This is a genomic window from Pseudoalteromonas sp. Angola-7, from assembly GCF_028599255.1.
GTDB classification, from domain to species: Bacteria; Pseudomonadota; Gammaproteobacteria; order Enterobacterales; family Alteromonadaceae; genus Pseudoalteromonas; species Pseudoalteromonas atlantica.
The window spans coordinates 14,187-37,972 of record NZ_JAQREL010000002.1 but is presented as its reverse complement, the minus strand read 5'-3'; the positions used below and the strand labels follow the sequence as shown (position 1 = coordinate 37,972).

Here is a 23,786-nt window from a genome sequence, read left to right as displayed (position 1 = left end):
ATAAATTCAGTAGCTTGGCTAGAATTATGAATAATAAGTATAAAAGAGAACGTTAAATGAGCAAAAGTAAGGTAATTAGCACAGACGATATATTAGCAACCCTATGTCATTCAGTGACGGGTGTTCTGTCATCAGCCAGTGGTAACGAAATTAGCTACTCGGCTATGGTGCAAAAAATAACGCGCACCTGTATGCGTCCAGACATTGGCTGTTTTGTATTATTTGATGGTGGCTTTACAGGGCTGGTAGTCACTAATTTTACAGCGCAAGCGGCAATGGAAATTTACGGCGATTACATGCGCAATATGGGCATGCCTGAAGAAGAAATTGCCCACAGTCATTTATCAGATGACGTTTCAAATGTAATGGGCGAGCTGATGAACCAAATTGTTGGTGACTTCACTTCTAAAGTGCGTGAGCAGTTACATACCTCTATTACGCAAAACCAGCCAAAAATGATGGCGATTAATAAACAAGTGCAAATATCGGTTGATACCACTATGGATCGTCCACAAGCACGCCGCGTAACCTTTACTACGCGCAACCAAAATATTTTTTACCTAGAGCTGGCAATGGATAAAACAGAGTTTATTAAACTACACGACTTCGACATTGTAGAAGCCATAGACCCTGATGACATTATCGAAAACGAAGCTAAGCAAAAGGCTGAAAAAGCAAAAGCTAAGTCAAAAGAAGCAGAACAAGATGATGCCGATGATGACTTTATGGCTGAGCTAGGGCTGTAATGTAGGTTGGGTTGAGCGAAGCGAAACCCAACGTGCTTTTGAGCTGTCAGTTTTAAGCTATCAGCGGTCAGTAGAAAAGTTACCAAAGAGAACGCGATTTTAAATCGCGTTTTTTATTGAGAACTTTGATTACGAGTTAGGTTGTATTTATTTTTCGCTGACCGCTGACCGCTGACCGCTGACCGCTGACCGCTGACCGCTGACCGTTCATGAATAAGGATTCTCTCCCATCGCTACCACCACACAAAAAATCCGTAAATCTAACTCTAACTGATGGTATTGGGGCTCCATGTGGCAGCACAATTTATAAAAGCTCTTGTTGTGGTCTTTTTCTTTAAAGTGGGCGAGTTCGTGTACGACTAGCGCTTTTAATAGTGGCTCGGGTGCGCGCAGTAAATCGCTGTTTATGGCTAAATCGTGCTTACGGGTTTTACCTTGCATGCGGTAGGTGTGAGTACCGAGTGCGTTGGTAACCATATCACCTTGTTTTTTAAATGCAGCGCGGCCAAACGGTGGGGCGTTTTTTAAATACTGTTTTTTTAAATCAGTGGCGTAGCTATAAAGTAGTTTATCGGTGGTTATAGTATGCGGTTGCGGGTACTTTTTAAGTAAGTAGTCACATACCTTATTGTTATTTATAAGGCTTAATACTTGCTCAACAATGTTAGCTGGGTAGCCGGTAAAGTAACGTGCGTATTCACTCATTTGTATTCTCTATTTAAAAAAGCGTTGGCTGGTGGGCTTCTTTTTCGCCGCTGAATGGATTTAATACTGGGTGATTATACCCTAGGTCTTCACAAAACTGCCTAGCGAGTAGTGGAGATTCACGGTTATCGGCAGTATGAAAAAAAACATACGGGGTTTTTCCCTCATCAAGCCATTGTTTTACTTTATTGAGCCACGGTTTATAAAAGGGTTTATAGTCGTTTTGTAAATCGGCTATTACAAAGCGTGCCATCGGCTGCGAGCCAGTAGCTATTGCATGTACCGGTAAGTGGGGCTTTTTTTGTTGTGCATCTATTATAGCCTCGGTGGTGGGCTTTACTGCAAAAAGCGCACGGGTATCCATAGAAATACGGTTTATATTATTTGCCATTAATAGCTGATTAAGGGCAATTTCGGCCTCACCTTTTTTAAAAAAACCACTATGGCGTACTTCTACGCCGTAATTTAGCTCTTTGGGGAGCAAGCTAATAAATTGCGTTAATTTAGGTAAATCGCTTGGACCAAACGCTTTGGGTAATTGCAGCATTATTTGCCCTGTTTTTTCAAGTATTGGGGCAAATAACGTAAGCCAGTCATTAAGTTCTGTTTGAACATTACTAAGCGCAAGCTCGTGGCTAAAGCGACGATGAAACTTAAACGTAAATTTAAAGTCCTCGGGTACGCTTTGAGCCCAGCGTAAAACAGTGCTTGGCGCTGGGTCTGCGTAAAAGCTGGTATTGCCTTCAACTGAATTAAAATGCTGGGCATATTGGCTTAGCATATCGGCATTTTTACATTGGCGGGTAAATAAGTTGCCTTTCCAGGCGCTGCTCGACCACTGAGGGCATCCAATATATAACATAAAAAGGGTGGCTTAATGACTTCGTGGCGTAAGTGTACCAAATACATACGGTGCTTGCTGCAAATTAACATTACAAAGCTAAACACACGCTCTAGGGCGTGTTGATCTTTGTAGATTGAAATTTGTTCAATCTAGGGGCGATTAAATCGCGGCGCGAGGTTTGTAACCTAGTGGGCTAAGTAAAAATCGAGCAAAGCTTCCGCGTCCTGCTCACGCGCCTTACCTACATCCATGTAGGCAACAAAGAGTTAATCGTCCCTAGAAAGAACCCAAAGGGCAGCGCATGTTTGGCATTTATGCTGCGTTATCGCCTTTTTATGGGGAATAACCACACTACATAGACTCTGCCTTGCCTAAAAGCCAAACATACTGCTGCAAATTAACATTACAAAGCTAAACACACGCCCTAGCATCTTGATACTACTTGGGTATAATGCAGGGCTTAATTTGATTATTTTTAGATTGCTAGCGGCTTTATTTGTATTGTGGTGACCAGTTTTTTAAATCACACGCCTTAAAACAAATAAATATAACCGTTTAAGCCTTTTATCTGACAGGAAAACTATGCGCTCTATATATTGCGGACAGCTAAATAAAACTCACGTAGATCAAGAAGTTGAACTATGTGGCTGGATCAACAAACGACGTGACCTTGGTGGACTTATCTTTGTCGATTTACGCGATAGAGAAGGGTTAGTACAAGTTGTATTCGATCCAGAAGATGAAGGATTAATGGATAACGCTAACAAACTTCGCCAAGAGTTTTGTGTGCAGTTAAAAGGGGTTGTACGTGCGCGCCCAGAAAGCCAAGTAAATAAAGACATGGCAACAGGCGAAGTGGAAATTTTAGGTACTGAGCTAACTATTATTAATCGCTCTGAGCCGCTACCGCTTGATTTTAATCAAACCAATTCTGAAGAGCGCCGCTTAAAGTACCGCTACTTAGATTTACGCCGCCTTGAAATGAGCGACCGTATTAAACTGCGCGCTAAAGCAAGCAGCTTTGTTCGTCGCTTTTTAGATGACAATGGCTTTTTAGACATTGAAACACCTGTACTTACAAAAGCAACACCAGAAGGTGCACGCGATTACTTAGTACCAAGCCGTGTTCATAAAGGTAGCTTTTACGCATTACCACAGTCGCCACAGTTGTTTAAGCAATTGTTGATGATGTCGGGTTTTGACCGTTACTACCAAATTGTTAAATGTTTCCGTGATGAAGATTTACGTGCCGATCGCCAACCTGAATTTACCCAAATAGATTTAGAAACCTCGTTCATGAGCTCTGATCAAGTACGTGGTATGACTGAAAAAATGATCCGTGAAATGTGGCAATCATTACTAAACGTTGATTTAGGCGATTTCCCAATTATGCCTTACAGCGAAGCAATGAGCCTTTACGGTTCTGATAAACCAGATTTACGTAACCCAATGAAGCTTGTTGATGTAGCTGATTTAGTAAAAGACGTAGAGTTTAACGTATTTTCAGGCCCAGCTAACGACGAAAAAGGCCGCGTTGCTGTATTAACAGTACCGGGTGGCGCTAAGCTTTCGCGTAAGCAGCTTGACGATTACACTAAGTTTATTGGCATTTACGGCGCTAAAGGTATGGCGTGGATGAAAGTAAACGACCGCGATGCAGGCGCTGAAGGCGTTCAATCTCCAGTTGCTAAGTTTTTAAACGAAGAGGTAATTACCCAGTTACTTGAGCGTACTAATGCACAAACGGGCGACATTATTTTATTCGGTGCCGATAAACGCAACGTTGTAAACGAAGCAATGGGCGCGCTTCGCTTGAAGATTGGTGTTGATTTAGAAATCACTAACCTTGATAGCTGGGCGCCACTTTGGGTTGTTGACTTCCCAATGTTTGAAGAAGATGACGAAGGCACGTTACATGCTGTGCATCATCCATTCACCGCACCAAAAGATATTAGCGCAGAAGAGCTTGAAGCAAACCCTGCCGCGGCTATTTCAGATGCCTATGACATGGTATTAAACGGCTACGAAGTAGGTGGCGGTTCGGTACGTATTCATAATGCTGATATGCAAGAAGCAGCATTTAGAATTTTAGGTATTGATGCGCAAGAGCAACAAGACAAGTTTGGCTTCTTACTTGATGCCCTTAAATACGGCACACCACCACATGCTGGTTTAGCCTTTGGTCTTGACCGTTTAGTTATGCTTTTATGTGGTACCGATAACATTCGTGACGTTATTGCGTTCCCTAAAACCACTCAAGCATCGTGCTTATTAACCGATGCACCTAGCAAAGCTAATAGCGACTCGTTAACTGAGCTTGCAATCAGTGTGGTAGAAAAAGCAATTCCTAGCGAAGAGTAATACCGCGCGCAACAAATGCACTTAGCTAGATTTAAAAACCCTTAGGAGTATGCCTAGGGGTTTTTTTATGGTTAAATTTAAATCAGCTCATACCAATCGTGTTAAGTTATTAGTCTATTTAGCACGCTAGAATAGTTAAATATTTAAGTTGCTTGGTATCAAATATTTTTCAATAGAGAGGGAGTTCTTATGTCGTTTAATCTCACATTATTTGGTGAATTTTTAGCTTTTTTTATTTTGTTTTGCATTCCAATTTTTGCGCTTATTAGCTACAAAATAGGTAAACGCAAAAGCACCATGCCGGGCGTTTTAGCTTTTGTAGGCGGGTGCTTAGCGGTATTTCCGCTCTTTGGCTTAATTTTTATCGCCTTATTAGCACTTAAACAAGACTTGCCAAAAACAAGCCCTTATGCCCATTAAACAACCCTAAATACGGACACGTAGTCACAGTGCCAATTTCTAATAATAGCTATTATTGCGATCAGCAATTTAGTGCCTTACAGCTAGCAAAGCACACACTCGAAAACACAGAGTTTGAAGCATGTACGTTTATAGATTGCGACTTATCTCAGGGGCAATTTAAAACGTGTCGATTTATAGAGTGCAGCTTTGAGCATTGCAATTTATCGAGCATTGATTGGGGATACAGCTCGCTTGAAAATGTAAGCTTTAGCCATTGTAAGTTAAACAGCGTGCAATGGAGCAATGCTGATTGGGGAGCGCTAAGTATTGATGCGCCGGTGAGCTTTAATAGCTGTGAGCTTAGTAACAGCTCTTTTTATGAATTAACTTTAAAATCACTAAAATTAATTCACTGCTTTGCAAAAAATGTTGATTTTAGACATGCCAATTTAAAGCAAAGTACATTTACAGGAAGTAATTTTCGCGATAGTGAGTTTTTTCAAACCACTTTAACTGAGTGTGACTTTGTAGGGGCTACAGAATTTAATATAGATTTAAACAGTAATACGTTAGCGGGGGCTAAGTTTGAGCGCTTTGAAGCCCTTAATTTACTGACAAGCCTTAACATTGAGCTTTGCGATTAATATGTGAGGAGCGTTTAGAAGCTGCATATTGCAAGCCTCTAAACAATGAATAACCTTTAATAAGATTAAACAGTGGCCTGTAGCTTGGTATTAACAGCTAGGGCCATTTTTATTACGTGCGTTTGCCAATGTGCGGGCAATTTCAAGCAGTGCAGGGGTGATGTCATCAGCGCCGTCTTTGATTAATTTGGTTACATCGCCTGATGAATATAAGCTATCGCGCGGCGACTTAATACCAAGTTCGCGGACAAAGTCTTTTGTTTTACCTGTGCTGCCTGTTTCAATAAATTTAAAAATAATACGCTCGTTGTTACTTTTTGGCTCGGCCTGTAACACGGCAATTTCTTCTTTATAGGCTTCTATTCGACTTTGCAAAATGTCGATACGTTGTTCAATAGTGCTGTATGATTTCATGGGGTACTTTTCTAAATTAACTAAAAATAATACCCGTATTATCGCATACATTAGCAATGGCGCGCGCTAACCTTTATAGTAAAAGTTATTTTTATTTAAAAACAATAATTTATATAAGTTAAAACATGCATAAAACAATAAAAAAGTTACTAACATTAAGTGCATTTAGCCTAACCGCGAGTTTAATATCACCAATAAGCTTTGCTGATGATGTAATAGTGGATCAAATCCGCAATCGCACCATCCCTATAAATATCACATACCCCAATGAGAGTCATCAATGCAGCGTACACGCAAAGTGCCCTGTAGCATTTATAAATGCAGGCTACGGCATTAGCCACAATGACTACACGTTTGCGAGTAAGCTATTTAATGCACAGGGTTATTTAAGCATTGCAGTCGCACATGAGCTAAAAACCGACCCTGCGCTTAATCGCATACAGCCTTATTTAACCACCCGCATGGAAAACTGGCATCGCGGTGTGGTTACCCTTAAATTTTTAGTTAATCAGCTAAGTGCTCAATACCCTGAGTATAACTTTTCTCAGCTCACGTTATTTGGCCACTCTAACGGCGGCGATATATCTGCTTTATATGCTTCAATTTACCCGAATGAAGTAAGCCAAATAATTACCCTCGATCACCGCCGCATGTTGATCCCACGTAATAAAAACATACGCGTGCTTACACTGCGTGGTAGTGATTACCCAGCCGATGCGAATGTTTTATTAAATGAAACAGAGCTAAAAAGCTTCCCTGTTAGCCAAGTAATGATTGAAAAATCGCGCCACAACGATATGCACGACGGCGGGCCAAAATGGCTGGTACAGAGAATGAGTAAAGAAGTAGGGGCGTTTTTAGATAATTAGCCAAGATATATAATCAAGCCAACTTTAAGCTGGCTTGATATATAAAGGTTTAAGCTGACGCAGAATTTTGAGTGGCATTAAACAAAGTATGTATATTATTGCAGGTTACCCTTGCGGCGTAGCAAACTGTTTTATTGGCCGTTCCTTTATTTCCATATCTTTTGTAGGAATAGCTAGGAGTGAATATTTCGTTCTTATGGTAATGATATCAACAAACTTACCGTTAATGTACAAGTTGACGAACGGTGTAATTGTACTCACTAAGTATTTTTTTTCGGGGTTTAAAGCAAACCTCTCTTCCATGCCTTTTAGCTCAATAAACTTTACTTCAAGCGGTTCGAACTCTATCGAGGATAATTTTTTGTGTGCACGCCGGCGCCCTTGTATAGGTTGTTCAGGGACCTTTGCATTGGGGTTTTCTGCTCTTATTGAGAAGTATTCATCCACTTCATATATGAACATTGAGTTTAAGTCGATACCTTGTTCATTGAAAGCAAGAGAGCTTAATTTAACTTGATAAGGCGAAGTATTTGCCAACCTTATACTAGTTATACATTTAGTATCTATATGACAAAATGTATAAGAAGATGCAGCAATAGGACCTTCGATAACTTCTTCAGAGTTGGCAAAAGTAGAGTAACTAATTAAAAGAAATATAATATTGATCAAAGTTTTCATTGGGCTGTTCGCACTGCATTTTCAAAAAGATATGCCGAATATAGCAATATATCTCTGTCTTCATTAGTTTGATAAATCTGTGCCTTTTGAGCGATGAAATTAAGATCCTTTATAGCAGTTCTCGCGTTATATGCTGTATCTTCAGAAGTCCAAACTGCGTGACTAAACTCATGAACAATAGTATCTACTTTTCTATCAGTACCTACGCTAAAAAAAGCTCTTACCAAACCCTATAATTCCATATCTGTCATAATAAGTAGCATCGCCAAACCCTGCGCATTTATAAAGCTTATGAGGATTTAAAAGCATGGAGCCGATAAGGTTTATTACTTTACGCGCTTGGCGGATTAAAAATGTTCGTGTTGCTTCAAAATTAATTGAATTAACAAAACCATATTGTTTCATAATTGATTCGAATTTTTCTTTTTTCTTTTTATCTAAGTTAGCAGGGTTGTGCAATATATTAATAAAAGTTGTTAATGCTTTTGGGATAATTAGCATAGCCAATTCAATTTGTTTTAGCTCAGATAAAGTTAACTCGATACCTGTTTTGTTTGTATAATTTAACTAACAAACTATTAGAACTGTACCTATTATTCAACCTCTATATTTTATCTCAGATTGTGAGATTGCTTTATTGAACATCTAAAATAGCGCAGCCACAGCTGCGCTATTTTTGTTTTAGTTACTCAACTAATTCACTTACTACAATTGGGCTGTTATGTAGGGTTTTATGCACTGGGCATTTGTCGGCTATTTCTAGCAGACGCTGGCGCTGTGCTTCGGTTAAGTCGCCGCGTAGGGTAATTTTACGGGTAATGGCCTCTAGGTTTTGGGTACATTCGCCGTTGTCGCAATCTTTGTAATAGTCGCGGGTGTGTTCAAGCTCTACTTTTATATGATCAAGCGGCAGCTTTTTTAAGGTTGCATACATACGCAGTGTCATTGAGGTACACGCGCCTAGGCCTGCGAGTATATGGTCGTAAGGATCGGGGCCTAAATTACTGCCACCTACTTTTAATGGCTCATCGGCAAGCCATGTATGATCTTTAGTACTTACGTGCTGAGTAAATATATGATCTTTTTCTTCAACCAGTACTTTGCCGTTTTCTAATTTTGCGCTGTAGTTGCTTTGCTCATATTTAACGTAGCGGTTTGCCCAATTAGCAATAAGCGTAGCAGCGTACTCGGCATCGTTTTTATTACTTAGTAAGTGGTCGGCGTTATCGAGGCTAATAAAGCTTTTTGGGTGTTTGGCTGATGCATAAATTTTCTCGGCTTCTGAAATATTAACCGTGGCATCAACAGGGGAGTGCATAACTAAAAGTGCGCGTTTTAATTTACCTATATGGCTACGGTCGTACTTTGCTATGTCCTCTACAAATTGTTTTTTTATGGTAAATTCGCGCCCAGCTAAGCTAACTTTAGCTTCACCTGCGGCGTTTATTTCGTCTAAATGGGCTTCAAAGTTATGTGCAACGTGTTGCGCATCTGAAGGAGCGCCAATTGTTGTAATAGCCGATACCTCAGGAATATGCTCTGCAGCAGCCAGTACGGCAGCGCCGCCTAAGCTGTGGCCAATTAATAACTGCGGCGCATCAAAGTGCGTACGCAGGTGATCGGCTGCGGCCACTAAATCTTGAATATTTGATGAGAAGTTACTGTTTGCAAAGTCGCCGTCGCTATTGCCAAGGCCGGTAAAGTCAAAGCGCAGTACGGCAATACCCTGTTGGGTAAGGGCGCGGCTTATGCGCGTAGCGGCAGCAATATCTTTACCACAGGTAAAGCAGTGTGCAAATAAAGCATAAAACTTTACATCGCCGGCTGGGCGTTCAAGCTGGCCTGCAAGTTCTAAATCGCCGCTTTTAAAAGATACTTTTTGTCGCATAGAAGAGCCTTAGTGTTTCATTAAAATACGTTACAATAATAGATAAGATATAAGCACTAACTAGTGTAATTTCAATGTTTATTATGCTTTGATCTTGATCAAGTAAACTGTTTACTATTTCATCGTGAGGACATTTGTCCTTATGTTTTTTGGGTGGTTTGTCTATCCTCGCACAGCGCTATAATGAAGGTTTTGCTACTTTATATTGGCTAATTAGCTATATTTTAAAGCAGCTCACTTCTAACAACCTATTCACTGGAACGTACAATGCAATTACCTACTGTTGATTATAAAGCTCCCGATGCGGCTGCTCACTTTGTTGAATCGTTAAGAAACACCGGTTTTGGTGTATTAAAAAATCACCCAATCCCGCAATCTTTAGTTGAGTCTATTTACGAAAAATGGCAAGACTTTTTTAATTCAGAGCAAAAGCACGACTTTTTATTTTCTAAAGAAACGCAAGACGGTTATTTCCCGCCTTCTGTATCTGAGGTAGCTAAAGGCTTTACAGTAAAAGACATTAAAGAGTACTTTCATGTTTACCCTAAAGGTCGCGTGCCTGCAGAGCTTGAAGCCGACGTGCGTGAGTACTACCGCTTAGCTAACGAATTTGCAGCAACGCTTTTAAGCTGGGTTCAAGCAGAGGCACCAGCCGATGTACGTGCTAAGTTTTCTATCGATTTAAAAGACATGATTGCTGATTCTGAGCAAACATTGTTACGTATTTTACATTACCCGCCAATGACAGGTGATGAAGAGCCAGGTGCAATTCGCGCTGCAGCACATGGTGACATTAACTTATTAACTGTGTTACCTGCATCGAATGAGCCGGGCCTGCAAGTTCAAAAAACTGATGGCGGTTGGTTAGATGTGCCATGTGACTTTGGTAGCTTAATTATTAATATTGGTGACATGTTACAAGAAGCGTCGGGCGGGTACTTCCCATCGACTATTCACCGTGTAATTAACCCAACGGGTAAAGCGTCGACTAAGTCGCGTATTTCTTTACCGCTGTTTTTACACCCACGTCCTGATGTTGTGCTTTCTGAGCGTTACACAGCAGACAGCTACCTACAAGAGCGATTACGCGAGCTAGGTGTTAAATAACGTTATATTTATTGAGTTAAATATAAACCAAAAGCGGCTTTAGCCGCTTTTGTTGTTTTTAAGCAAGGTTATACCAATCCGCAATAATGTTGAATCATTTTTAGGGGCTAAACGTGTCGCTATCTGCGTTAAAAAATTCTCATTTATGACTATATGGATGCAGAAGGTAGAGCAATGCAGGAGCAATTGCCGAGAACAACTAAATAACGAATTTATTGTCTAGCTATCAACACGTTTATCTATTCTCAAAATAGATCACTTAATTAAGCGGATTGGTATTAATTTTTTGGGTAAGTTTGTTTCATTATTAAAGCCGACTCAGCAATTATTTGCTCAAGTATAGCTAAATCGATATTTTCCAATTTTGTCACGTACAAACAGCTTTTACCTAGGCTATGTTTACCAAGCTTATTTAATAATGCCGCTATTTTGGGGTGATCAAAGCCAGGCATAATATAAATAGAAAGCTTAGTTTTGCGTGGTGAAAACCCTGTGATTGGCCATTCACCTGTGCGGCCGGAGTCGTACCTATAGCTGTATTGGTCAAACCCTATAATATCTTTACCCCATACAACAGGCTTTGCCCCTGTGACTTTTTCAAACAGGGTTAGTAAGGTTTGTGTGTCTTCAATACGCTTTGAATCTATACTTTCTAGGCATTGCTTAAGTGTTATTTGGTTTGCTTTAGTTTTTAATGTCATAGCGTTGATTTGTATTGTTATTAGCTACTCTAAGGTTAGCACTTAATTTGCTAAGTGAATATTTCCATGCATTTCTAAGTTAGTTGCGTATAATGCGCCCTTGGCCGGTTTGGCCTTTATTTTATTGAGAGATTTTATGAGTTTTGATGGTTTAGGTTTATCACAGTCTTTAGTTAACGCGGTTTTAGAAAAGGGCTATGAAACGCCAACGCCTATTCAGGCTCAAGCAATTCCTGCAATTATTGAACGTCGCGATGTGATGGCGGCTGCACAAACAGGCACAGGTAAAACCGCTGGTTTTACGTTACCGCTAATTGAGCTGTTATCTAAAGGCAGTAAAGCAAAAAGTAACCACGTACGTGCCCTTATTTTAGCGCCTACGCGTGAGCTGGCTTTGCAGGTAAGCGAAAACGTTGAAGAATACGCTAAGCACTCTGCTGTAAGTTCGTTTGTAGTGTACGGCGGCGTAAAAATAAACCCACAAATGCAGCGCCTTCGTAAAGGAGTTGATATTTTAGTGGCCACGCCTGGGCGTTTAATCGATTTACATAATCAAAACGCGGTTAAGTTTGATAATGTTGAAGTGCTGGTACTTGATGAAGCCGACCGCATGCTTGATATGGGCTTTATTCACGACATTAAACGCCTGATTGCTAAAATGCCGCCTAAACGCCAAAACTTAATGTTTTCGGCAACGTTTTCAGATGATATACGAGCATTGGCAAAAGGGTTAATTAACGACCCTGTTGAAATTTCAGTTGCGGCAAAAAACACCACTGCTAAAAGCGTAACGCAAAGCGTTTACGCTGTTGATAAATCGCGTAAAACCGCATTACTTAGCCATTTAATTCGTAGCAACGATTGGCAACAAGTATTAGTGTTTAGCCGTACCAAGCACGGAGCAAACCGTTTAGTTAAACAGCTTGAGCGCGACGACATAGTAGGCGCCGCTATTCATGGTAATAAATCACAAGGCGCTCGTGTTAAAGCGCTTGATGGCTTTAAAAGTGGTGAAGTACGCGTACTTGTAGCCACTGATATTGTGGCACGTGGTCTTGATATTGTTGAGCTTCCGCATGTGGTTAACTACGACTTACCAAACGTATACGAAGATTACGTTCACCGTATTGGCCGTACCGGTCGTGCTGGTGCATCAGGGCATGCTATTTCGTTTGTAACAGCCGATGACGCCGCTGATTTATACGGTATTGAACGTTTTATTGGTGAGCTAATCCCTCGCGCTGAAGAGCCTGGATTTGAACCAACTAGCCCAGTACCTGAGCGCGCATTAGATGCTCGCCCAATTAAACCTAAAAAGCCTAAAAAAGCAAAGCAGCCGTTTAACAAGCCTAAGTCTGATAAGCCGAACAGCAAAAAACCAAACAATGGGGGAAGCGGTACCGGCCCTCGTCGTGGTGGTTCTAAAAAACCAGCAGCGAAAACTGATGACAACGCACAAAGCCCATGGGCAAAACGCCAATCGGTAGGTGGTAATGGCCAGCGCCGTCGTCGCCCAAATAACGATTAATGATTATTAAAGATTGTATTGGCCTTTAATTAAACGCCAATACAAAAAAACGCGCTACCTTTTTAATAGAAGTAGCGCGTTTTTTATTATCTGTAATTTATACTTACTTGATCAACGAATTAACGCCTAAACCTACAAACAAGGTAACGCTAACGCTTAGTAAGGTGCCTAGCATAACGTACTCGGTGAGCTTTTTATCTTTACTGGCACTTAAATCGCCAAACCTAAATACCGACTTGGCAGCTAGCAAAAAGCCAAGCCCAGCAAATTGATCAAGTAATATAAAGCTCAGCATAAGTACTCGCTCTATCATGCCAATGCTTTGTCCGGCCAACGGTAAGCTGCCCTCACTTGAAAAGTTAGCGGTAAGCCTTTCAAGCATCATTCTTATAAATACGGCACTTGGGCTTAATATAATTAAATATCCGCATACAACCCACAGTATTTTAGGATTTGTGACAAGTGCGCTTACGTACGCGATTAAACTTTGGTTATCAGTTATATAAATACACAGCGCTGTTATTACGGCTATATGCGCTATTTGGTCGAGTAAAAAGGGCACAACCCCTTTGTTAGAATACGACTTAGCAATATCTATTAGGTAGTGGCTAAGCATAATTGCAGCTGTTGAAAGTAACACGGTGCTTAGTTGTTGCCAGCCATAGCTATATTCCCAAAGCGCTAAAATAACGGCGCTAACCACACCGTGTACTAATACATGCAGGTAGAGCTTTTTAGCTTTAAAGTGGTGGGTGTTTCTATCGTTTACCCAGCTCATTGGTTGTAAAAAAAAGTCACTGACTAGGTGGCCTATAATTAATGCCGCTAATAATAACGAAAATCCCATTACTCACTTCCTTTTACAATCGTTGTTATGACCTGTTTAGCGTGTACTATAAATCGCTCTATTAGCTGATAATTTGCTAAGTTAAGCAATTTAGTGACATTTTCGCGACTGGTGTTAAGCTCTTTTGCCAGTGCTGCATGGCTGTTATCGGCTTGGGTTAAATACACGTAAAGCGCATTGGCTTGTTTTTGCGTTATTTTGCTAAGCAAGGTATCAACAAAGGCAAGGTTAAGACTAAAGCCTTCATCTAGGGTGTGCTTTGCTATCTGTAAGGTAAAGCGCTGATTGGCTATTTTATCAAGGCCTTGCCCTGAGAGCACAAAGGCCGAGCCGGTAGCTGTTTTTATATCGCTGCGTGGGTTGTCTACCTCACCTAAGGCCATACTTTGGCGCAGCTCGTAACCTGCCGACTTTAAATGCAAATAAATGATAATAGCGGTTTTAATTAACTGCTCGCTTTGATTTATTTGTAACTGAAAAGCATCACCTCGGTATATGGTCCACAGGGATGCTTTATCACTAATTGCACGCAAACTTTGCTCTAGCTGATAAAGCATGGCATCGTATTGCTGCTTAGGTATTTTTTGCGATTTAATTATATCGCCGCTGATCACACCAATCATAGAAATCCAAAAAGTAACTTAATGCAGTTACATAGAATCAGGTAACCAAATTTGGTTACATTTAATTAAGTAACCAATTTAGGTTACTTAAAACAAAATTGCAAGGTTCACTCGTTAATGGCGTTTTATTTCAGCTGCGCTGAGCTGTGAGCACTTAAGGAAACAAATGACTTTACAAAACGATCAGCAAATCAGTAAGCCACGTGTCGGTATTTTTGTTGATGTACAAAACATTTATTACACGTGCCGCGAAAGTTACCGTAAAAACTTTGACTACAATGCATTTTGGGCGCACATGAAGCAACAGTATTCTATAGATTGTGCATTTGCGTATGCCATTCACCGCGGTGATGAAAAACAAAACCAGTTTCAAAATATTTTGCGTGCTATTGGCTTTGAGGTAAAACTAAAGCCGTTTATTCAGCGCCGTGACGGCAGCGCAAAAGGGGATTGGGATGTAGGCATAACGATAGATATGCTAGAGCAAGGCAAAAACCTCGATAAAGTTATTTTGCTCTCTGGTGATGGCGACTTTGCGTTATTGCTAGGGCATTTAAAAAATCAATACAATGTACCGTGCGATGTCTACGGCGCCGATAAGTTAACCGCTGAGGTGCTTAAGCAAAGTGCAGAACAGTTTCATTTAATTGATGATAGCTTGCTACTCTAAAGCATAAAATATAGCGGCTAAGTGCCTGCAACATGAGAGTTTTTAATAAAGAGCCTATATAGCTAATATAGGCTTTTTTTATTGCGGTAATAAATTGGGTTTACTCAGCGGTTATGGTAATTTTACGCCATACCATGTTATTGAGGACTCACATGCTTTATTACAGCGACATGCCATTAGACCGCGGGTCTAATTTTCGTAAAAACGCGGCGTGGTTAAACGCGCAAATGTCGGCACAAAGTAAGTGGCTTTTGGTGAATAATAACCACACTTTGTTTTATAAAGACGCAGCTCAAGTGTGCTACTTAACGTATCAGCAAATTGCCCATTTAGATTTATCAAACGCTATTTATTTAGGCTCAAATACCGAGCAACAGGGTGTGTTTGCGTTAGATGTTTCAGCCATACACGATGACGAACTCAAGCGCGTTATAGGCGACGCACAGTTTTTTGATATACGCCAATATGGCCCTCACGTTGATATAAAAGATGGCTCTATCGCCGCACTTGCACGTGGCTTATGTTATTGGCATGCAACGCATAGTTTTTGTGGGCGTTGTGGCAGTAAAAATACATTAGTAGAGGCAGGGCATTCACGCCTATGTGAAAACGAGCACTGCAAGCACCCTACATTTCCACGCACTGACCCTGCGGTAATTATGGTGGTTACTAAAGTATTTGAAGATGGAATAGAGCGTTGTTTATTGGGCCGCCAAGCAATATGGCAACAAGGCATGTATTCGTCATTGGCGGGCTTTGTAGACCCAGGTGAAACACTAGAGCAAGCTGTAGCGCGCGAAGTTAAAGAAGAAGCAGGCATTGACGTTGATAATGTACGTTATATTGCCTCGCAACCTTGGCCATTTCCTTCTTCTATTATGTTGGGTTTTATTGCTCAGGCTAAAACTGAGCAAATAAACGTAGATAAAGACGAATTAGACGATGCCAAATGGTTTACGCGCGAAGAAGTTAAGGCGTTTGGCAATATGGGCGATGAAGGCGATCATTATAAACTCCCTCGGGTCGATTCAATTTCGCGTTTTTTAATTGAACAATGGCTTTCTAATAAGGTTTAAGGGTTGGTAATGTCGACAAGCAAAAATAAAAATACCCAGTTAGTATCAACGGGGCGTAAAAAAGCCTACACCCATGGTGTGGTAAACCCCGTAGTACAGCGTGCTTCTACAATTGTATTTGACAGCGTGGCCGAATTAAAAGAAGCCGCTAAAACCCGCGGTGATAAAACATTATTTTATGGCCGCCGCGGCACAACTACACATTTTGCACTGCAAGAGGCAATAACCGAGCTTGAAGGCGGCGAAGGCTGCGCACTTTACCCATGCGGCGCTGCGGCAATAAGCCAAGCGTTATTGTCGTTTGTAAAGGCAGGCGATCATATTTTAATGGTTGATAACGTGTATGAACCTACGCGTGATTTTTGCGATAAAATTTTAGCGGGGCTAGGTGTTACCACCACTTATTACCCACCTACAATTGGCGCAGGTATTGAGGCGTATATTCAGCCAAACACAAAAGTGCTGTTTTTAGAATCGCCTGGCTCTATAACCATGGAAATACAAGATGTACCTGCCATGGTAAAAGTAGCCAATGAGCATAATATTATGACCATGCTTGATAACACCTACGGCAATGGCTTGCATTACCGCCCACTTGAACACGGTGTAGATATTAGTATTCAAGCAGCAACTAAGTACATTGTTGGCCACTCTGATGTAATGATGGGTGTAGCAGTGGCAAATAAAAAGTACTGGCCAACCCTGCGTGAGCAATCGTACTTATTAGGGCAATGCACCAGCGCAGATGATGCCTATTTAGCGCTTAGAGGCTTACGCACTATGGCAGTGCGTTTAAATCAGCACGAAAAGGCGGCTATAGAGGTGGCAAAATGGCTTGAGCAACATGAGTTAGTTGATCATATTCGCCATCCTGCATTTGCAAGCTGCCCTGGACATGAATTTTTTAAGCGCGACTTTGATGGCAGCAATGGGTTGTTTTCATTTGTAATGAAAACCGGTAACCAAAAAGCTATTGATGCGTTTTTAGATAGCCTTGAGCACATTAAAATGGGTTTTTCGTGGGGCGGCTTTGAAAGTTTAGTCACCGCCAATTTGACCATGAAAGGTTTACGTTCGAACACCGGTTGGGATTTAGGCCCTGTTATTCGCTTGCATATTGGCCTTGAAGACATTGATGATTTAATTAATGACTTAAGCCAAGCGCTTGAGGTATACCAACAGCATTTATAAAAATAGGCTAAATAAACAAAGTTTGGCCTGTTACATTTAAACGGTTTGTTACAAAGCTCACTTATGGTGAGCTTTTTTTTTGCTGGTAATTCAAGGTGTTTACACTTACTGTTGTTACATTACGCTTTATTTTAAAGCATGAGCAACGTCATTAAGGAAAGCCAATGGCAACATCATCAGTGAACATAGGGCGATTAACCCAAATAGCGGGTTTTGAGCTAGTACGTATGTTTTTAACCAAGCGCGGCTTAATTGCAATGGCCGCCTTTGCCCTTGTTTGGTTACTTATTTTACGCTACCCGATAGGCCAAGCCGTCAGCGTTATTAGTGCGCCCAATTTTGAACAAATGGCACGCGATATTTCAGGCAGTATTGGTTTAAGTAAGTTGCTTGATTGGCCTGAGGCCGAATTTGCTATGTACTGGCTAATCGCTTTGTACAGCTTTCCGCTGTTTGCTATTTTTATATCAAGCGATCAAACCGTTGGCGATAGAGAGCGCGGCACATTACGGTTTTTATCATTGCGCTCTACACGGTTTGAAATTTTATTTGGCCGTTTTTTAGGTCAGCTTGGCGTGTTAGCGTGTTTATTAGCTATTACCCTAGTGGCAACCCTTGGCGTACTTGGTTACAGAGAGCCTAGCCTATTAATGGGGGGGTTAAGCCGTGCGGTTTCTATATTTATAATAATGGTGGTGGTACTTAGCCCGTTTGTGGCATTAATGAGTTTGATTAACACGTTTGCTCGCTCGTCGCGTTTAGCAATTGTATTAGCCATTTTATATTTTGCTGGTGGCGGCATTATTGTGGGTATATTGGCGTGGCAAGTACCGGCTCTAAATGCGCTCGATTACCTTTTCCCTGGGGTTAATTCTGAGCTTTTAGCTGGGCAAAACCTACCTTTATTGAGTGCCTTAGGTGTGCCGCTTATTCAAAGCGCTGTATTTATAGCAATTGCGCATCGAATATTTACAAGGAGTTCGCTATGAGCGTATTAATAAAAGCCAGCGGCTTGAGTAAATCGTATGGCGCAAAGCAAGCACTTAACAACGTAAGCTTTGAAATTCAAAAAGGCGCACCTGTGGCGTTAGTGGGCCCAAATGGCGCCGGTAAAACCACATTATTTAGTTTATTGTGCGGCTATATTAACCCAAGCCACGGTGAGCTCAGTATTTTAGGACATAAGCCTGGTAGTGCCGCGTTGTTCAACCAAGTAAGTGCATTACCGCAAGATGCGCAGTTAGATCCGCGTTTTAATATAGATAAGCAACTGGCGTTTTATGGCAAGCTTCAAGGCATGGGCGCTAAACAAAGCCACAATGAAGCGCTGCGCGTACTTAATTTGGTTGGCTTAAAAGAAGTCGCTAAACAGCGTGCAGGCGATTTATCTCACGGTATGCGCAAACGGGTTACGATAGCGCAAGCGCTGATTGGCTCGCCGAAAATAGTGATGCTTGATGAAGCCACAGCAGGGCTTGACCCTATTCATGCCAGGGAGGTGCGAGAGCTGGTATCGAGCTTAAGCGATGAAGCCACCTTTATTTTAAGTTCGCACGATTTAACCGAACTTGAGCGATTATGCTCCCAAGTGCTTCACCTAGATAAGGGCATTTTGAGCGAGCACCAAACAAAAGACAACAATACGCATACTCACTTTTATACCTTAATGCTCAACGAGGCGTATCAAAATGTGGAGCAGCAACTGCAGGCGTTAGCAGGTGTAAGCCGTGTGTATATGAGCCAACATAAAGAATACGTGATTGAGTACCAGCCAACCGGTGAGCCACTTGATATTGCTTTATTAAACTTTTGCCATCAACAAAACTGGCAATATAGGCAGTTAGTAAATGGTCACACCTTAGAAAATCAAATATTTACACAGGAGAAAGCATAATGGGACTACTCAGTGGTTTAATGGGAAATGCAAGCGAAGTAGATGATTCTGATTTAGAAAAAGTACTTGCCAATACCCTAATAGATGGCGAACAAGTAGAAAAAGCCTATAAGGTGATTCGCGATATGTTTATTTTTACTAATAAGCGTTTAATTTTAATTGATAAGCAAGGTATGACCGGCTCTAAAATGGAAATGGTGAGTATTGCTTATTCTAAAATTACTAAGTTCAGTAAAGAAAGTGCAGGGCACTTTGATTTAGATGCCGAGCTTAAAATTTGGATTGGTTCAGACCCAACGCCTATTAGTAAAGAGTTTAAATCGGGCGATAATATTAACGAAGTTTATCGTGTAATAAGTCAGCATGCGCTTTAGTTTGCTGAACATGTTTTAAGTAGTTGTTGACTATATGTTGCAACTACTTTAAATTTACAGTTTCTTACACCTACTTACAATTAACTTAATAAATACAACTGCTTAGTTAAGTTTTCATTCAGTTTCTCAGCGTTAGCATGTCCCCACTTTAGTCAATGAGCTAAAGCATAAAAAGCAATGCACAAAGGGAAGTCTTACAATGAAAAAATTAGCAGTTATTATTTCAAGCATTTTATTATCTAGCACTGCGGCTGCTGCAGACAGCTACAATTCAATCAGTAATTTAAGCTACAAAGATAGCGATAACAACGACACCGTTGCTGTAGACTCTATTTATTACCTATCTCCTAAAAAAACATTAGGTCCGTACGATCAGTTTGAGTACATTAATAAACAAACTAACGTTTACGGCGGTTATGCTGATGACGACTTTGGCGATGTTACTAACATTGGTGGCGAATACTTTATTAATGAATTTGTTGTTGGCGCATCTTACGAAAACCTTGACCCAGATTCGGGCTCTAACGGTGAGCTTTACAAGCTAACTGGTGGCTACTTCTTTAACCCTGATTTATTAGCAAAAGTAACGCTTGTTGAAAACAAAGACGGCGATGACTTTGCTTTGTTTGATTTAGCATACAACCACATGCTAAATAGCACAGACTACGTAGGTGTAACACTTACATCTGATGACGACTTTGATTACCGCGCTGTTGCAGCTAAGTACTTTATTGACTTACAGCAAGGTAACTTTTTAACGTTTGAAGGTAAATACGAGAGCATTGAAGATGCAGAAAACCAGTGGGTAGCAGAAACTAACTACTACTTCTCAAAAGCAACCTCGGTATTTGCTAACTACAACAAGCAAGATACATACAGCTTTGGTGCTCAGCACTTCATCAATAAAAACATTGGTCTTAAAGTAGGTTACGAGAACAATGCAGATGACTCTGATAACGATGCATACTTTGCTAACATGCGTTTTCAATTTTAATTAAATCCCTGATTTAGTTAAAACAAGAGTATTAAAAAGCCCGCTTAATTAACGGGCTTTGTTGTTTTCAACTCAGATTAACCGTGATAAATGTTTTAGCAGCCGCAGTTACGGTCTTTGTTCTGCTCATCTAAGTAGCTTTCTTAAAATTAAAAAGTAAAAAACTTTTGAAAAATGAGAAAAATATAATTGTAGTAAACCACATTGGTGAGGTTTATCGAATAGTTTAGTTGTATCAATTTAACGACATTTTGTACCTTATTTGTTACTTTTTAAGTTTATATAATGGCATATTATTATTCTGTAGATTTAAAGTTTTCTTAATGTTTACATTTGAGCGTAGTAATTAACAATTTAAATGGTTGTTTTTGCTTTTAATTTGTTCTTCAATTCAGTTTTTGTTCATTTTTTACTGTTAGGATGCGCCCCGACTTTGGCTAGACAGCTGAGGCATAAAAAGTAATATTTATAGGGAATTTAAAATGAAAAAATTAGCCGTTATCATTTCGAGTATTTTATTATCAAGCGCTGCAACCACTGCAATGGCAGCAGATACTTACCAATCTATCAGCCACGTAGGATACATGGACATTGATGGAGATGACACGGTAAGTGTTGACTCAACTTATTACTTTTCTCCAAAAGCGACGTTAGGTCCTTATGATCAATTTGAGTACATCAATAAGCAAACAAATGTTTATGGTGCATACAGTGATAATGATTTTTTAGACGTTACTAGCATTGGCGGTGAGTATTTTGTACAAGATTTCGTATTAGGTGCACAGTACAATAACTTCGATAGTGATTTTGGCTCAAGCACGGATGTAATTGAACTTTCAGCTGGTTACTTCTTTAATCCAAACCTTGTATTAAAAGCAACGTTTGTAGATGTTGAAGATGCTGACAATCAGTTTGTGTTTGACCTAGCATATAACCACGAATTAAACAGCACTGATTATATCGGCTTTACTGTAACAGCAGATGACGAGTTTGATTACCGTGCAGTAGCAGCTAAGTACTTTGTTGATTTACAGCAAGGTAACTACTTAACTGTTGAAGGTAAATTTGAAGATGTTGATGGCGGTTCTAGTAGCTGGGAATTAGCATCTAACTACTATTTCAGTAAAGCAACATCGGTGTTTGTTACAGTTAACAAGAACGATGACTACGCTTTTGGTGCTCAACACTTTTTCAATAACAATGTTGGTTTAGAAGCAGGTTACGGTAATAACTGGGATGATTCTGATTACGATGCTTACTTTGCAAATGTAAGCTTACAGTTCTAAATTAACCAAAAGTTAGTTACTGAACAAAAAGCCCGCTACTGTAGCGGGCTTTTTATGCTTTTAACTTAAATTAACCGTGGTAAAAGTTTTACCAGCCGCAATTACGGTCTTTGTTCTGCTCATCTAAATAGCGTCGCAGCGGTGCAAAGTAATCAAGCATAGCGGTTGCATCCATTTGCGGCTTGCCAGTAATGGTTTCAAGGGCTTCTTGCCATGGACGAGAAGAGCCCATTTCCAGCATTGCGTTTAGCTTATCTCCTGCTTCTTTTGAATTATAAATAGAGCAGCGGTGAATAGCTTTATCGTTACCGGCTATTTCACATAAGCTACGGTGAAATTCAAACTGTAAAATATGTGCTAAAAAGTAACGTGTATAAGGAGTGTTGCCTGGTACGTGGTATTTAGCACCTGGATCAAAGTCATCTTCGCTACGTGCAATAGGCGCTTTCACACCTTGGTATTTTTCACGTAGCTCCCACCACGCTTTATTATAATCTTGTGGCTTTACTTGGCCCGAAAATACCTGCCAGCGCCATTGATCAACCATTAAGCTAAAGGGCACAAAGGCGACTTTATCTAACGCCATTTTCATTAGTAAGCCAATGTCTTTTGACTCATCAGGTACTTGCTCAAGTAAACCAATTTCTTTTAAGTAACCGGGTGTAACCGATAAAGCAATGGTGTCGCCAATGGCTTCGTGAAAACCATCGTTGGCACTTTCTTGATAAAATAAAGGCTGTTTATTATAAGCGCGCTGATAAAAGTTGTGGCCTAACTCATGGTGAATAACAGAAAATTCTTCGCCGGTGCGTTGAATACACATTTTAATGCGTAAGTCGTCTTTGCTATCTATATTCCAAGCAGAGGCATGACACTGCACGTCTCTGTCTTTTGGTTTTACAAATAACGAACGCTCGTAAAAGGTCTCTGGCAATGGCTCAAACCCCATTGAGGTAAAAAAGGTTTCAGCACCTTTAACCATTTTTAGCTCGTCGTAATTATTTTTAGCTAATAGCTCGGTAACATCGTAACCCGGATCGGCGTTTTCTGGCGCGACTACATCGTAAATGTTACCCCATGCTTGTGCCCACATGTTTCCTAATAAATGCGCAGGGATAGGCTCATCTTGTGGCACTTTGTCGGTGCCGTATTTTTCACCTAATTTAGCACGTACATGGCAGTGTAGGGAGTTATATAGTGGTTTTACTTGCCCCCAAATGCGGTCAAGCTCGGTTGTAAAGTCATCGGCGGGCATATCGTACTTGCTGCGCCACATTGCGCCGGTATCTGCATAACCTAGCTCTTTAGCGCCTTCGTTTGTTAGGGTTACTTGTTGCTCGTATAGTGGGCGCATTGGTTTTGAAATTTGACGCCACCCTTGCCATAAATCAAGTAGCTCGTTGTAATCTCGGCTGGTGGCCATTTTTGCGGTCATATCACCAAGGCTTAAACAGCTGCCATCGTCTTTACAATATTTACCTTTACCGTATAAACCACCTAGCTCTGCCACAATAGTTGAAAGCTGAGCTGTTTTTTCAGCGTCCTGTGGAGCGGGTAACGTAAGCGCGAGTTTAAGTTTATTAAGCTTGCGACGTGCATCGTAATCCAGCGCTAAGTCGTCAAATTGGGCTGCCTGATTAGCTAAACGTACGACCGACTCTGTCATTTTACGATTAACCTCGGCAGATAACGCCGAGGTGTCGTGTGTTATAAAATTTGCGTAAATCCACTCAGCGCGGCTTGACTCTAGGTAAAGTTCGCTTAGCTCTTGCTCGGCTTTGGCAATAAACGCATTGGCATCTTGTTTTGTAAGAGGAGGCTCTGATTGTGCTGAATCGGTAGTGTCTATGGCTATTTCAGCTTCACAGGCGCTCAGCGCTAATGTACTTGCGACTATTAAGGCGCTCATACTTAATTTAAAGCGTGGTGTGTTCATTGTATTCC

Annotated in this window: 25 protein-coding genes; 15 read left to right on the top strand and 10 right to left on the bottom strand. The window is 40.7% G+C overall.

Features of this window, described 5'->3' with window-relative positions; translation table 11 throughout:
* Nucleotides 1-56 precede the first annotated feature (56 nt).
* Complete coding sequence (locus PSH50_RS02765) at nt 57-746, top strand: DUF3334 family protein (protein WP_004588943.1); 690 nt, start codon at nt 57-59, stop codon at nt 744-746.
* A 207-nt stretch (nt 747-953) separates the two neighbouring features.
* Here the strand turns inward: PSH50_RS02765 and PSH50_RS02760 are convergent, their stop codons facing one another.
* Entirely contained in the window at nt 954-1,451 is a 498-nt protein-coding gene (locus tag PSH50_RS02760) for a M48 family metallopeptidase (RefSeq protein WP_273588058.1), read from the bottom strand.
* 13 nt (nt 1,452-1,464) lie between these two features.
* Nucleotides 1,465-2,313, bottom strand: a complete 849-nt coding sequence (locus tag PSH50_RS02755) for a DUF72 domain-containing protein (protein ID WP_273588057.1) — start codon at nt 2,311-2,313, stop codon at nt 1,465-1,467.
* Nucleotides 2,314-2,877: 564 nt separating this feature from the next.
* Here PSH50_RS02755 and aspS point away from each other — a divergent pair.
* The 3 genes from aspS to PSH50_RS02740 all read left to right on the top strand — a co-directional run bounded on the left by aspS (nt 2,878) and on the right by PSH50_RS02740 (nt 5,702).
* Nucleotides 2,878-4,656, top strand: a complete 1,779-nt coding sequence (gene aspS, locus PSH50_RS02750) for an aspartate--tRNA ligase (RefSeq protein WP_273588056.1) — start codon at nt 2,878-2,880, stop codon at nt 4,654-4,656.
* Between the two features lie 189 nt (nt 4,657-4,845).
* Nucleotides 4,846-5,076, top strand: a complete 231-nt coding sequence (locus PSH50_RS02745) for a hypothetical protein (protein ID WP_024033669.1) — start codon at nt 4,846-4,848, stop codon at nt 5,074-5,076.
* A 29-nt stretch (nt 5,077-5,105) separates the two neighbouring features.
* The gene (locus PSH50_RS02740; protein ID WP_273588055.1) at nt 5,106-5,702 is read left to right on the top strand and encodes a pentapeptide repeat-containing protein; all 597 of its coding nucleotides are present in this window, start codon (nt 5,106-5,108) and stop codon (nt 5,700-5,702) included.
* A gap of 90 nt (nt 5,703-5,792) precedes the next feature.
* Here the strand turns inward: PSH50_RS02740 and PSH50_RS02735 are convergent, their stop codons facing one another.
* Nucleotides 5,793-6,116: a hypothetical protein gene (locus tag PSH50_RS02735; protein ID WP_004588950.1), complete on the bottom strand. Its 324-nt coding sequence runs from the start codon at nt 6,114-6,116 to the stop codon at nt 5,793-5,795.
* Nucleotides 6,117-6,241: 125 nt separating this feature from the next.
* Here PSH50_RS02735 and PSH50_RS02730 point away from each other — a divergent pair, with 125 nt between their 5' ends.
* Complete coding sequence (locus tag PSH50_RS02730) at nt 6,242-6,985, top strand: alpha/beta hydrolase (protein ID WP_273588054.1); 744 nt, start codon at nt 6,242-6,244, stop codon at nt 6,983-6,985.
* 105 nt (nt 6,986-7,090) lie between these two features.
* On the opposite strand, the gene PSH50_RS02725 is transcribed toward PSH50_RS02730, so the two are convergent.
* The 3 genes from PSH50_RS02725 to PSH50_RS02715 form a co-directional block, all read right to left on the bottom strand.
* The gene (locus PSH50_RS02725; RefSeq protein WP_248444355.1) at nt 7,091-7,663 is read right to left on the bottom strand and encodes a hypothetical protein; all 573 of its coding nucleotides are present in this window, start codon (nt 7,661-7,663) and stop codon (nt 7,091-7,093) included.
* Between the two features lie 207 nt (nt 7,664-7,870).
* Complete coding sequence (locus PSH50_RS02720) at nt 7,871-8,164, bottom strand: hypothetical protein (RefSeq protein ID WP_248444353.1); 294 nt, start codon at nt 8,162-8,164, stop codon at nt 7,871-7,873.
* Between the two features lie 184 nt (nt 8,165-8,348).
* Nucleotides 8,349-9,551, bottom strand: a complete 1,203-nt coding sequence (locus PSH50_RS02715) for a bifunctional alpha/beta hydrolase/OsmC family protein (RefSeq protein WP_024033663.1) — start codon at nt 9,549-9,551, stop codon at nt 8,349-8,351.
* 267 nt (nt 9,552-9,818) lie between these two features.
* On the opposite strand from PSH50_RS02715, the gene PSH50_RS02710 reads away from it, so the two are divergent.
* Nucleotides 9,819-10,658: an isopenicillin N synthase family oxygenase gene (locus PSH50_RS02710; protein WP_004589526.1), complete on the top strand. Its 840-nt coding sequence runs from the start codon at nt 9,819-9,821 to the stop codon at nt 10,656-10,658.
* A 278-nt stretch (nt 10,659-10,936) separates the two neighbouring features.
* On the opposite strand, the gene PSH50_RS02705 is transcribed toward PSH50_RS02710, so the two are convergent.
* Nucleotides 10,937-11,359, bottom strand: a complete 423-nt coding sequence (locus tag PSH50_RS02705; protein ID WP_273588053.1) for a DUF1801 domain-containing protein — start codon at nt 11,357-11,359, stop codon at nt 10,937-10,939.
* Nucleotides 11,360-11,495: 136 nt separating this feature from the next.
* Between PSH50_RS02705 and PSH50_RS02700 the strand changes: the two genes are divergently transcribed.
* A complete protein-coding gene (locus PSH50_RS02700; protein WP_054983885.1) occupies nt 11,496-12,887 on the top strand; it encodes a DEAD/DEAH box helicase in 1,392 nt (463 codons plus the stop codon).
* 103 nt (nt 12,888-12,990) lie between these two features.
* Here PSH50_RS02700 and PSH50_RS02695 read toward each other — a convergent pair whose 3' ends face one another.
* The gene (locus tag PSH50_RS02695) at nt 12,991-13,734 is read right to left on the bottom strand and encodes a DUF3307 domain-containing protein (RefSeq protein WP_273588052.1); all 744 of its coding nucleotides are present in this window, start codon (nt 13,732-13,734) and stop codon (nt 12,991-12,993) included.
* Nucleotides 13,734-14,357 (bottom strand): hypothetical protein, encoded by a 624-nt coding sequence (locus PSH50_RS02690; protein WP_273588051.1) that lies wholly within the window; start codon nt 14,355-14,357, stop codon nt 13,734-13,736. The genes PSH50_RS02695 and PSH50_RS02690 overlap by 1 nt, the downstream gene beginning before the upstream one ends.
* Before the next feature lie 166 nt (nt 14,358-14,523).
* Between PSH50_RS02690 and PSH50_RS02685 the strand changes: the two genes are divergently transcribed.
* The 8 genes from PSH50_RS02685 to PSH50_RS02650 all read left to right on the top strand — a co-directional run bounded on the left by PSH50_RS02685 (nt 14,524) and on the right by PSH50_RS02650 (nt 21,842).
* Entirely contained in the window at nt 14,524-15,027 is a 504-nt protein-coding gene (locus PSH50_RS02685; protein ID WP_004589523.1) for an NYN domain-containing protein, read from the top strand.
* A 152-nt stretch (nt 15,028-15,179) separates the two neighbouring features.
* Nucleotides 15,180-16,103 carry an NAD(+) diphosphatase gene (gene nudC / locus PSH50_RS02680; protein ID WP_273588050.1) on the top strand — a complete coding sequence of 308 codons (924 nt, stop codon included), beginning with the start codon at nt 15,180-15,182 and terminating at the stop codon, nt 16,101-16,103.
* 9 nt (nt 16,104-16,112) lie between these two features.
* Nucleotides 16,113-17,294 (top strand): cystathionine beta-lyase, encoded by a 1,182-nt coding sequence (locus PSH50_RS02675; RefSeq protein ID WP_054983889.1) that lies wholly within the window; start codon nt 16,113-16,115, stop codon nt 17,292-17,294.
* Between the two features lie 164 nt (nt 17,295-17,458).
* Complete coding sequence (locus PSH50_RS02670) at nt 17,459-18,283, top strand: ABC transporter permease (RefSeq protein WP_273588048.1); 825 nt, start codon at nt 17,459-17,461, stop codon at nt 18,281-18,283.
* Nucleotides 18,280-19,188: an ABC transporter ATP-binding protein gene (locus PSH50_RS02665; protein ID WP_248462396.1), complete on the top strand. Its 909-nt coding sequence runs from the start codon at nt 18,280-18,282 to the stop codon at nt 19,186-19,188. The genes PSH50_RS02670 and PSH50_RS02665 overlap by 4 nt, the downstream gene beginning before the upstream one ends.
* The gene (locus tag PSH50_RS02660) at nt 19,188-19,562 is read left to right on the top strand and encodes a PH domain-containing protein (protein ID WP_004589518.1); all 375 of its coding nucleotides are present in this window, start codon (nt 19,188-19,190) and stop codon (nt 19,560-19,562) included. Before PSH50_RS02665 ends, PSH50_RS02660 begins: the two co-directional genes overlap by 1 nt.
* 199 nt (nt 19,563-19,761) lie before the next feature.
* On the top strand, nt 19,762-20,556 hold the full coding sequence (locus PSH50_RS02655) for a putative porin (protein ID WP_004589517.1): 795 nt from the start codon (nt 19,762-19,764) through the stop codon (nt 20,554-20,556).
* A 482-nt stretch (nt 20,557-21,038) separates the two neighbouring features.
* Complete coding sequence (locus PSH50_RS02650; protein WP_096041944.1) at nt 21,039-21,842, top strand: putative porin; 804 nt, start codon at nt 21,039-21,041, stop codon at nt 21,840-21,842.
* 88 nt (nt 21,843-21,930) lie between these two features.
* Here PSH50_RS02650 and PSH50_RS02645 read toward each other — a convergent pair whose 3' ends face one another.
* Nucleotides 21,931-23,778: a M2 family metallopeptidase gene (locus PSH50_RS02645; protein ID WP_273588047.1), complete on the bottom strand. Its 1,848-nt coding sequence runs from the start codon at nt 23,776-23,778 to the stop codon at nt 21,931-21,933.
* Between the last annotated feature and the right edge of the window lie 8 nt (nt 23,779-23,786).

Excerpts from the sequence above, each read along its gene's own strand:
- PSH50_RS02765 (WP_004588943.1), top strand. The coding sequence starts at position 57 with ATGAGCAAAAGTAAGGTAATTAGCACAGACGATATATTAGCAACCCTA.
- PSH50_RS02760 (WP_273588058.1), bottom strand. The coding sequence starts at position 1,451 with ATGAGTGAATACGCACGTTACTTTACCGGCTACCCAGCTAACATTGTT.
- PSH50_RS02755 (WP_273588057.1), bottom strand. The coding sequence starts at position 2,313 with ATGTTATATATTGGATGCCCTCAGTGGTCGAGCAGCGCCTGGAAAGGC.
- aspS (WP_273588056.1), top strand. The coding sequence starts at position 2,878 with ATGCGCTCTATATATTGCGGACAGCTAAATAAAACTCACGTAGATCAA.
- PSH50_RS02745 (WP_024033669.1), top strand. The coding sequence starts at position 4,846 with ATGTCGTTTAATCTCACATTATTTGGTGAATTTTTAGCTTTTTTTATT.
- PSH50_RS02735 (WP_004588950.1), bottom strand. The coding sequence starts at position 6,116 with ATGAAATCATACAGCACTATTGAACAACGTATCGACATTTTGCAAAGT.
- PSH50_RS02730 (WP_273588054.1), top strand. The coding sequence starts at position 6,242 with ATGCATAAAACAATAAAAAAGTTACTAACATTAAGTGCATTTAGCCTA.
- PSH50_RS02725 (WP_248444355.1), bottom strand. The coding sequence starts at position 7,663 with ATGAAAACTTTGATCAATATTATATTTCTTTTAATTAGTTACTCTACT.
- PSH50_RS02720 (WP_248444353.1), bottom strand. The coding sequence starts at position 8,164 with ATGCTAATTATCCCAAAAGCATTAACAACTTTTATTAATATATTGCAC.
- PSH50_RS02715 (WP_024033663.1), bottom strand. The coding sequence starts at position 9,551 with ATGCGACAAAAAGTATCTTTTAAAAGCGGCGATTTAGAACTTGCAGGC.
- PSH50_RS02710 (WP_004589526.1), top strand. The coding sequence starts at position 9,819 with ATGCAATTACCTACTGTTGATTATAAAGCTCCCGATGCGGCTGCTCAC.
- PSH50_RS02705 (WP_273588053.1), bottom strand. The coding sequence starts at position 11,359 with ATGACATTAAAAACTAAAGCAAACCAAATAACACTTAAGCAATGCCTA.
- PSH50_RS02700 (WP_054983885.1), top strand. The coding sequence starts at position 11,496 with ATGAGTTTTGATGGTTTAGGTTTATCACAGTCTTTAGTTAACGCGGTT.
- PSH50_RS02695 (WP_273588052.1), bottom strand. The coding sequence starts at position 13,734 with ATGGGATTTTCGTTATTATTAGCGGCATTAATTATAGGCCACCTAGTC.
- PSH50_RS02690 (WP_273588051.1), bottom strand. The coding sequence starts at position 14,357 with ATGATTGGTGTGATCAGCGGCGATATAATTAAATCGCAAAAAATACCT.
- PSH50_RS02685 (WP_004589523.1), top strand. The coding sequence starts at position 14,524 with ATGACTTTACAAAACGATCAGCAAATCAGTAAGCCACGTGTCGGTATT.
- nudC (WP_273588050.1), top strand. The coding sequence starts at position 15,180 with ATGCTTTATTACAGCGACATGCCATTAGACCGCGGGTCTAATTTTCGT.
- PSH50_RS02675 (WP_054983889.1), top strand. The coding sequence starts at position 16,113 with ATGTCGACAAGCAAAAATAAAAATACCCAGTTAGTATCAACGGGGCGT.
- PSH50_RS02670 (WP_273588048.1), top strand. The coding sequence starts at position 17,459 with ATGGCAACATCATCAGTGAACATAGGGCGATTAACCCAAATAGCGGGT.
- PSH50_RS02665 (WP_248462396.1), top strand. The coding sequence starts at position 18,280 with ATGAGCGTATTAATAAAAGCCAGCGGCTTGAGTAAATCGTATGGCGCA.
- PSH50_RS02660 (WP_004589518.1), top strand. The coding sequence starts at position 19,188 with ATGGGACTACTCAGTGGTTTAATGGGAAATGCAAGCGAAGTAGATGAT.
- PSH50_RS02655 (WP_004589517.1), top strand. The coding sequence starts at position 19,762 with ATGAAAAAATTAGCAGTTATTATTTCAAGCATTTTATTATCTAGCACT.
- PSH50_RS02650 (WP_096041944.1), top strand. The coding sequence starts at position 21,039 with ATGAAAAAATTAGCCGTTATCATTTCGAGTATTTTATTATCAAGCGCT.
- PSH50_RS02645 (WP_273588047.1), bottom strand. The coding sequence starts at position 23,778 with ATGAACACACCACGCTTTAAATTAAGTATGAGCGCCTTAATAGTCGCA.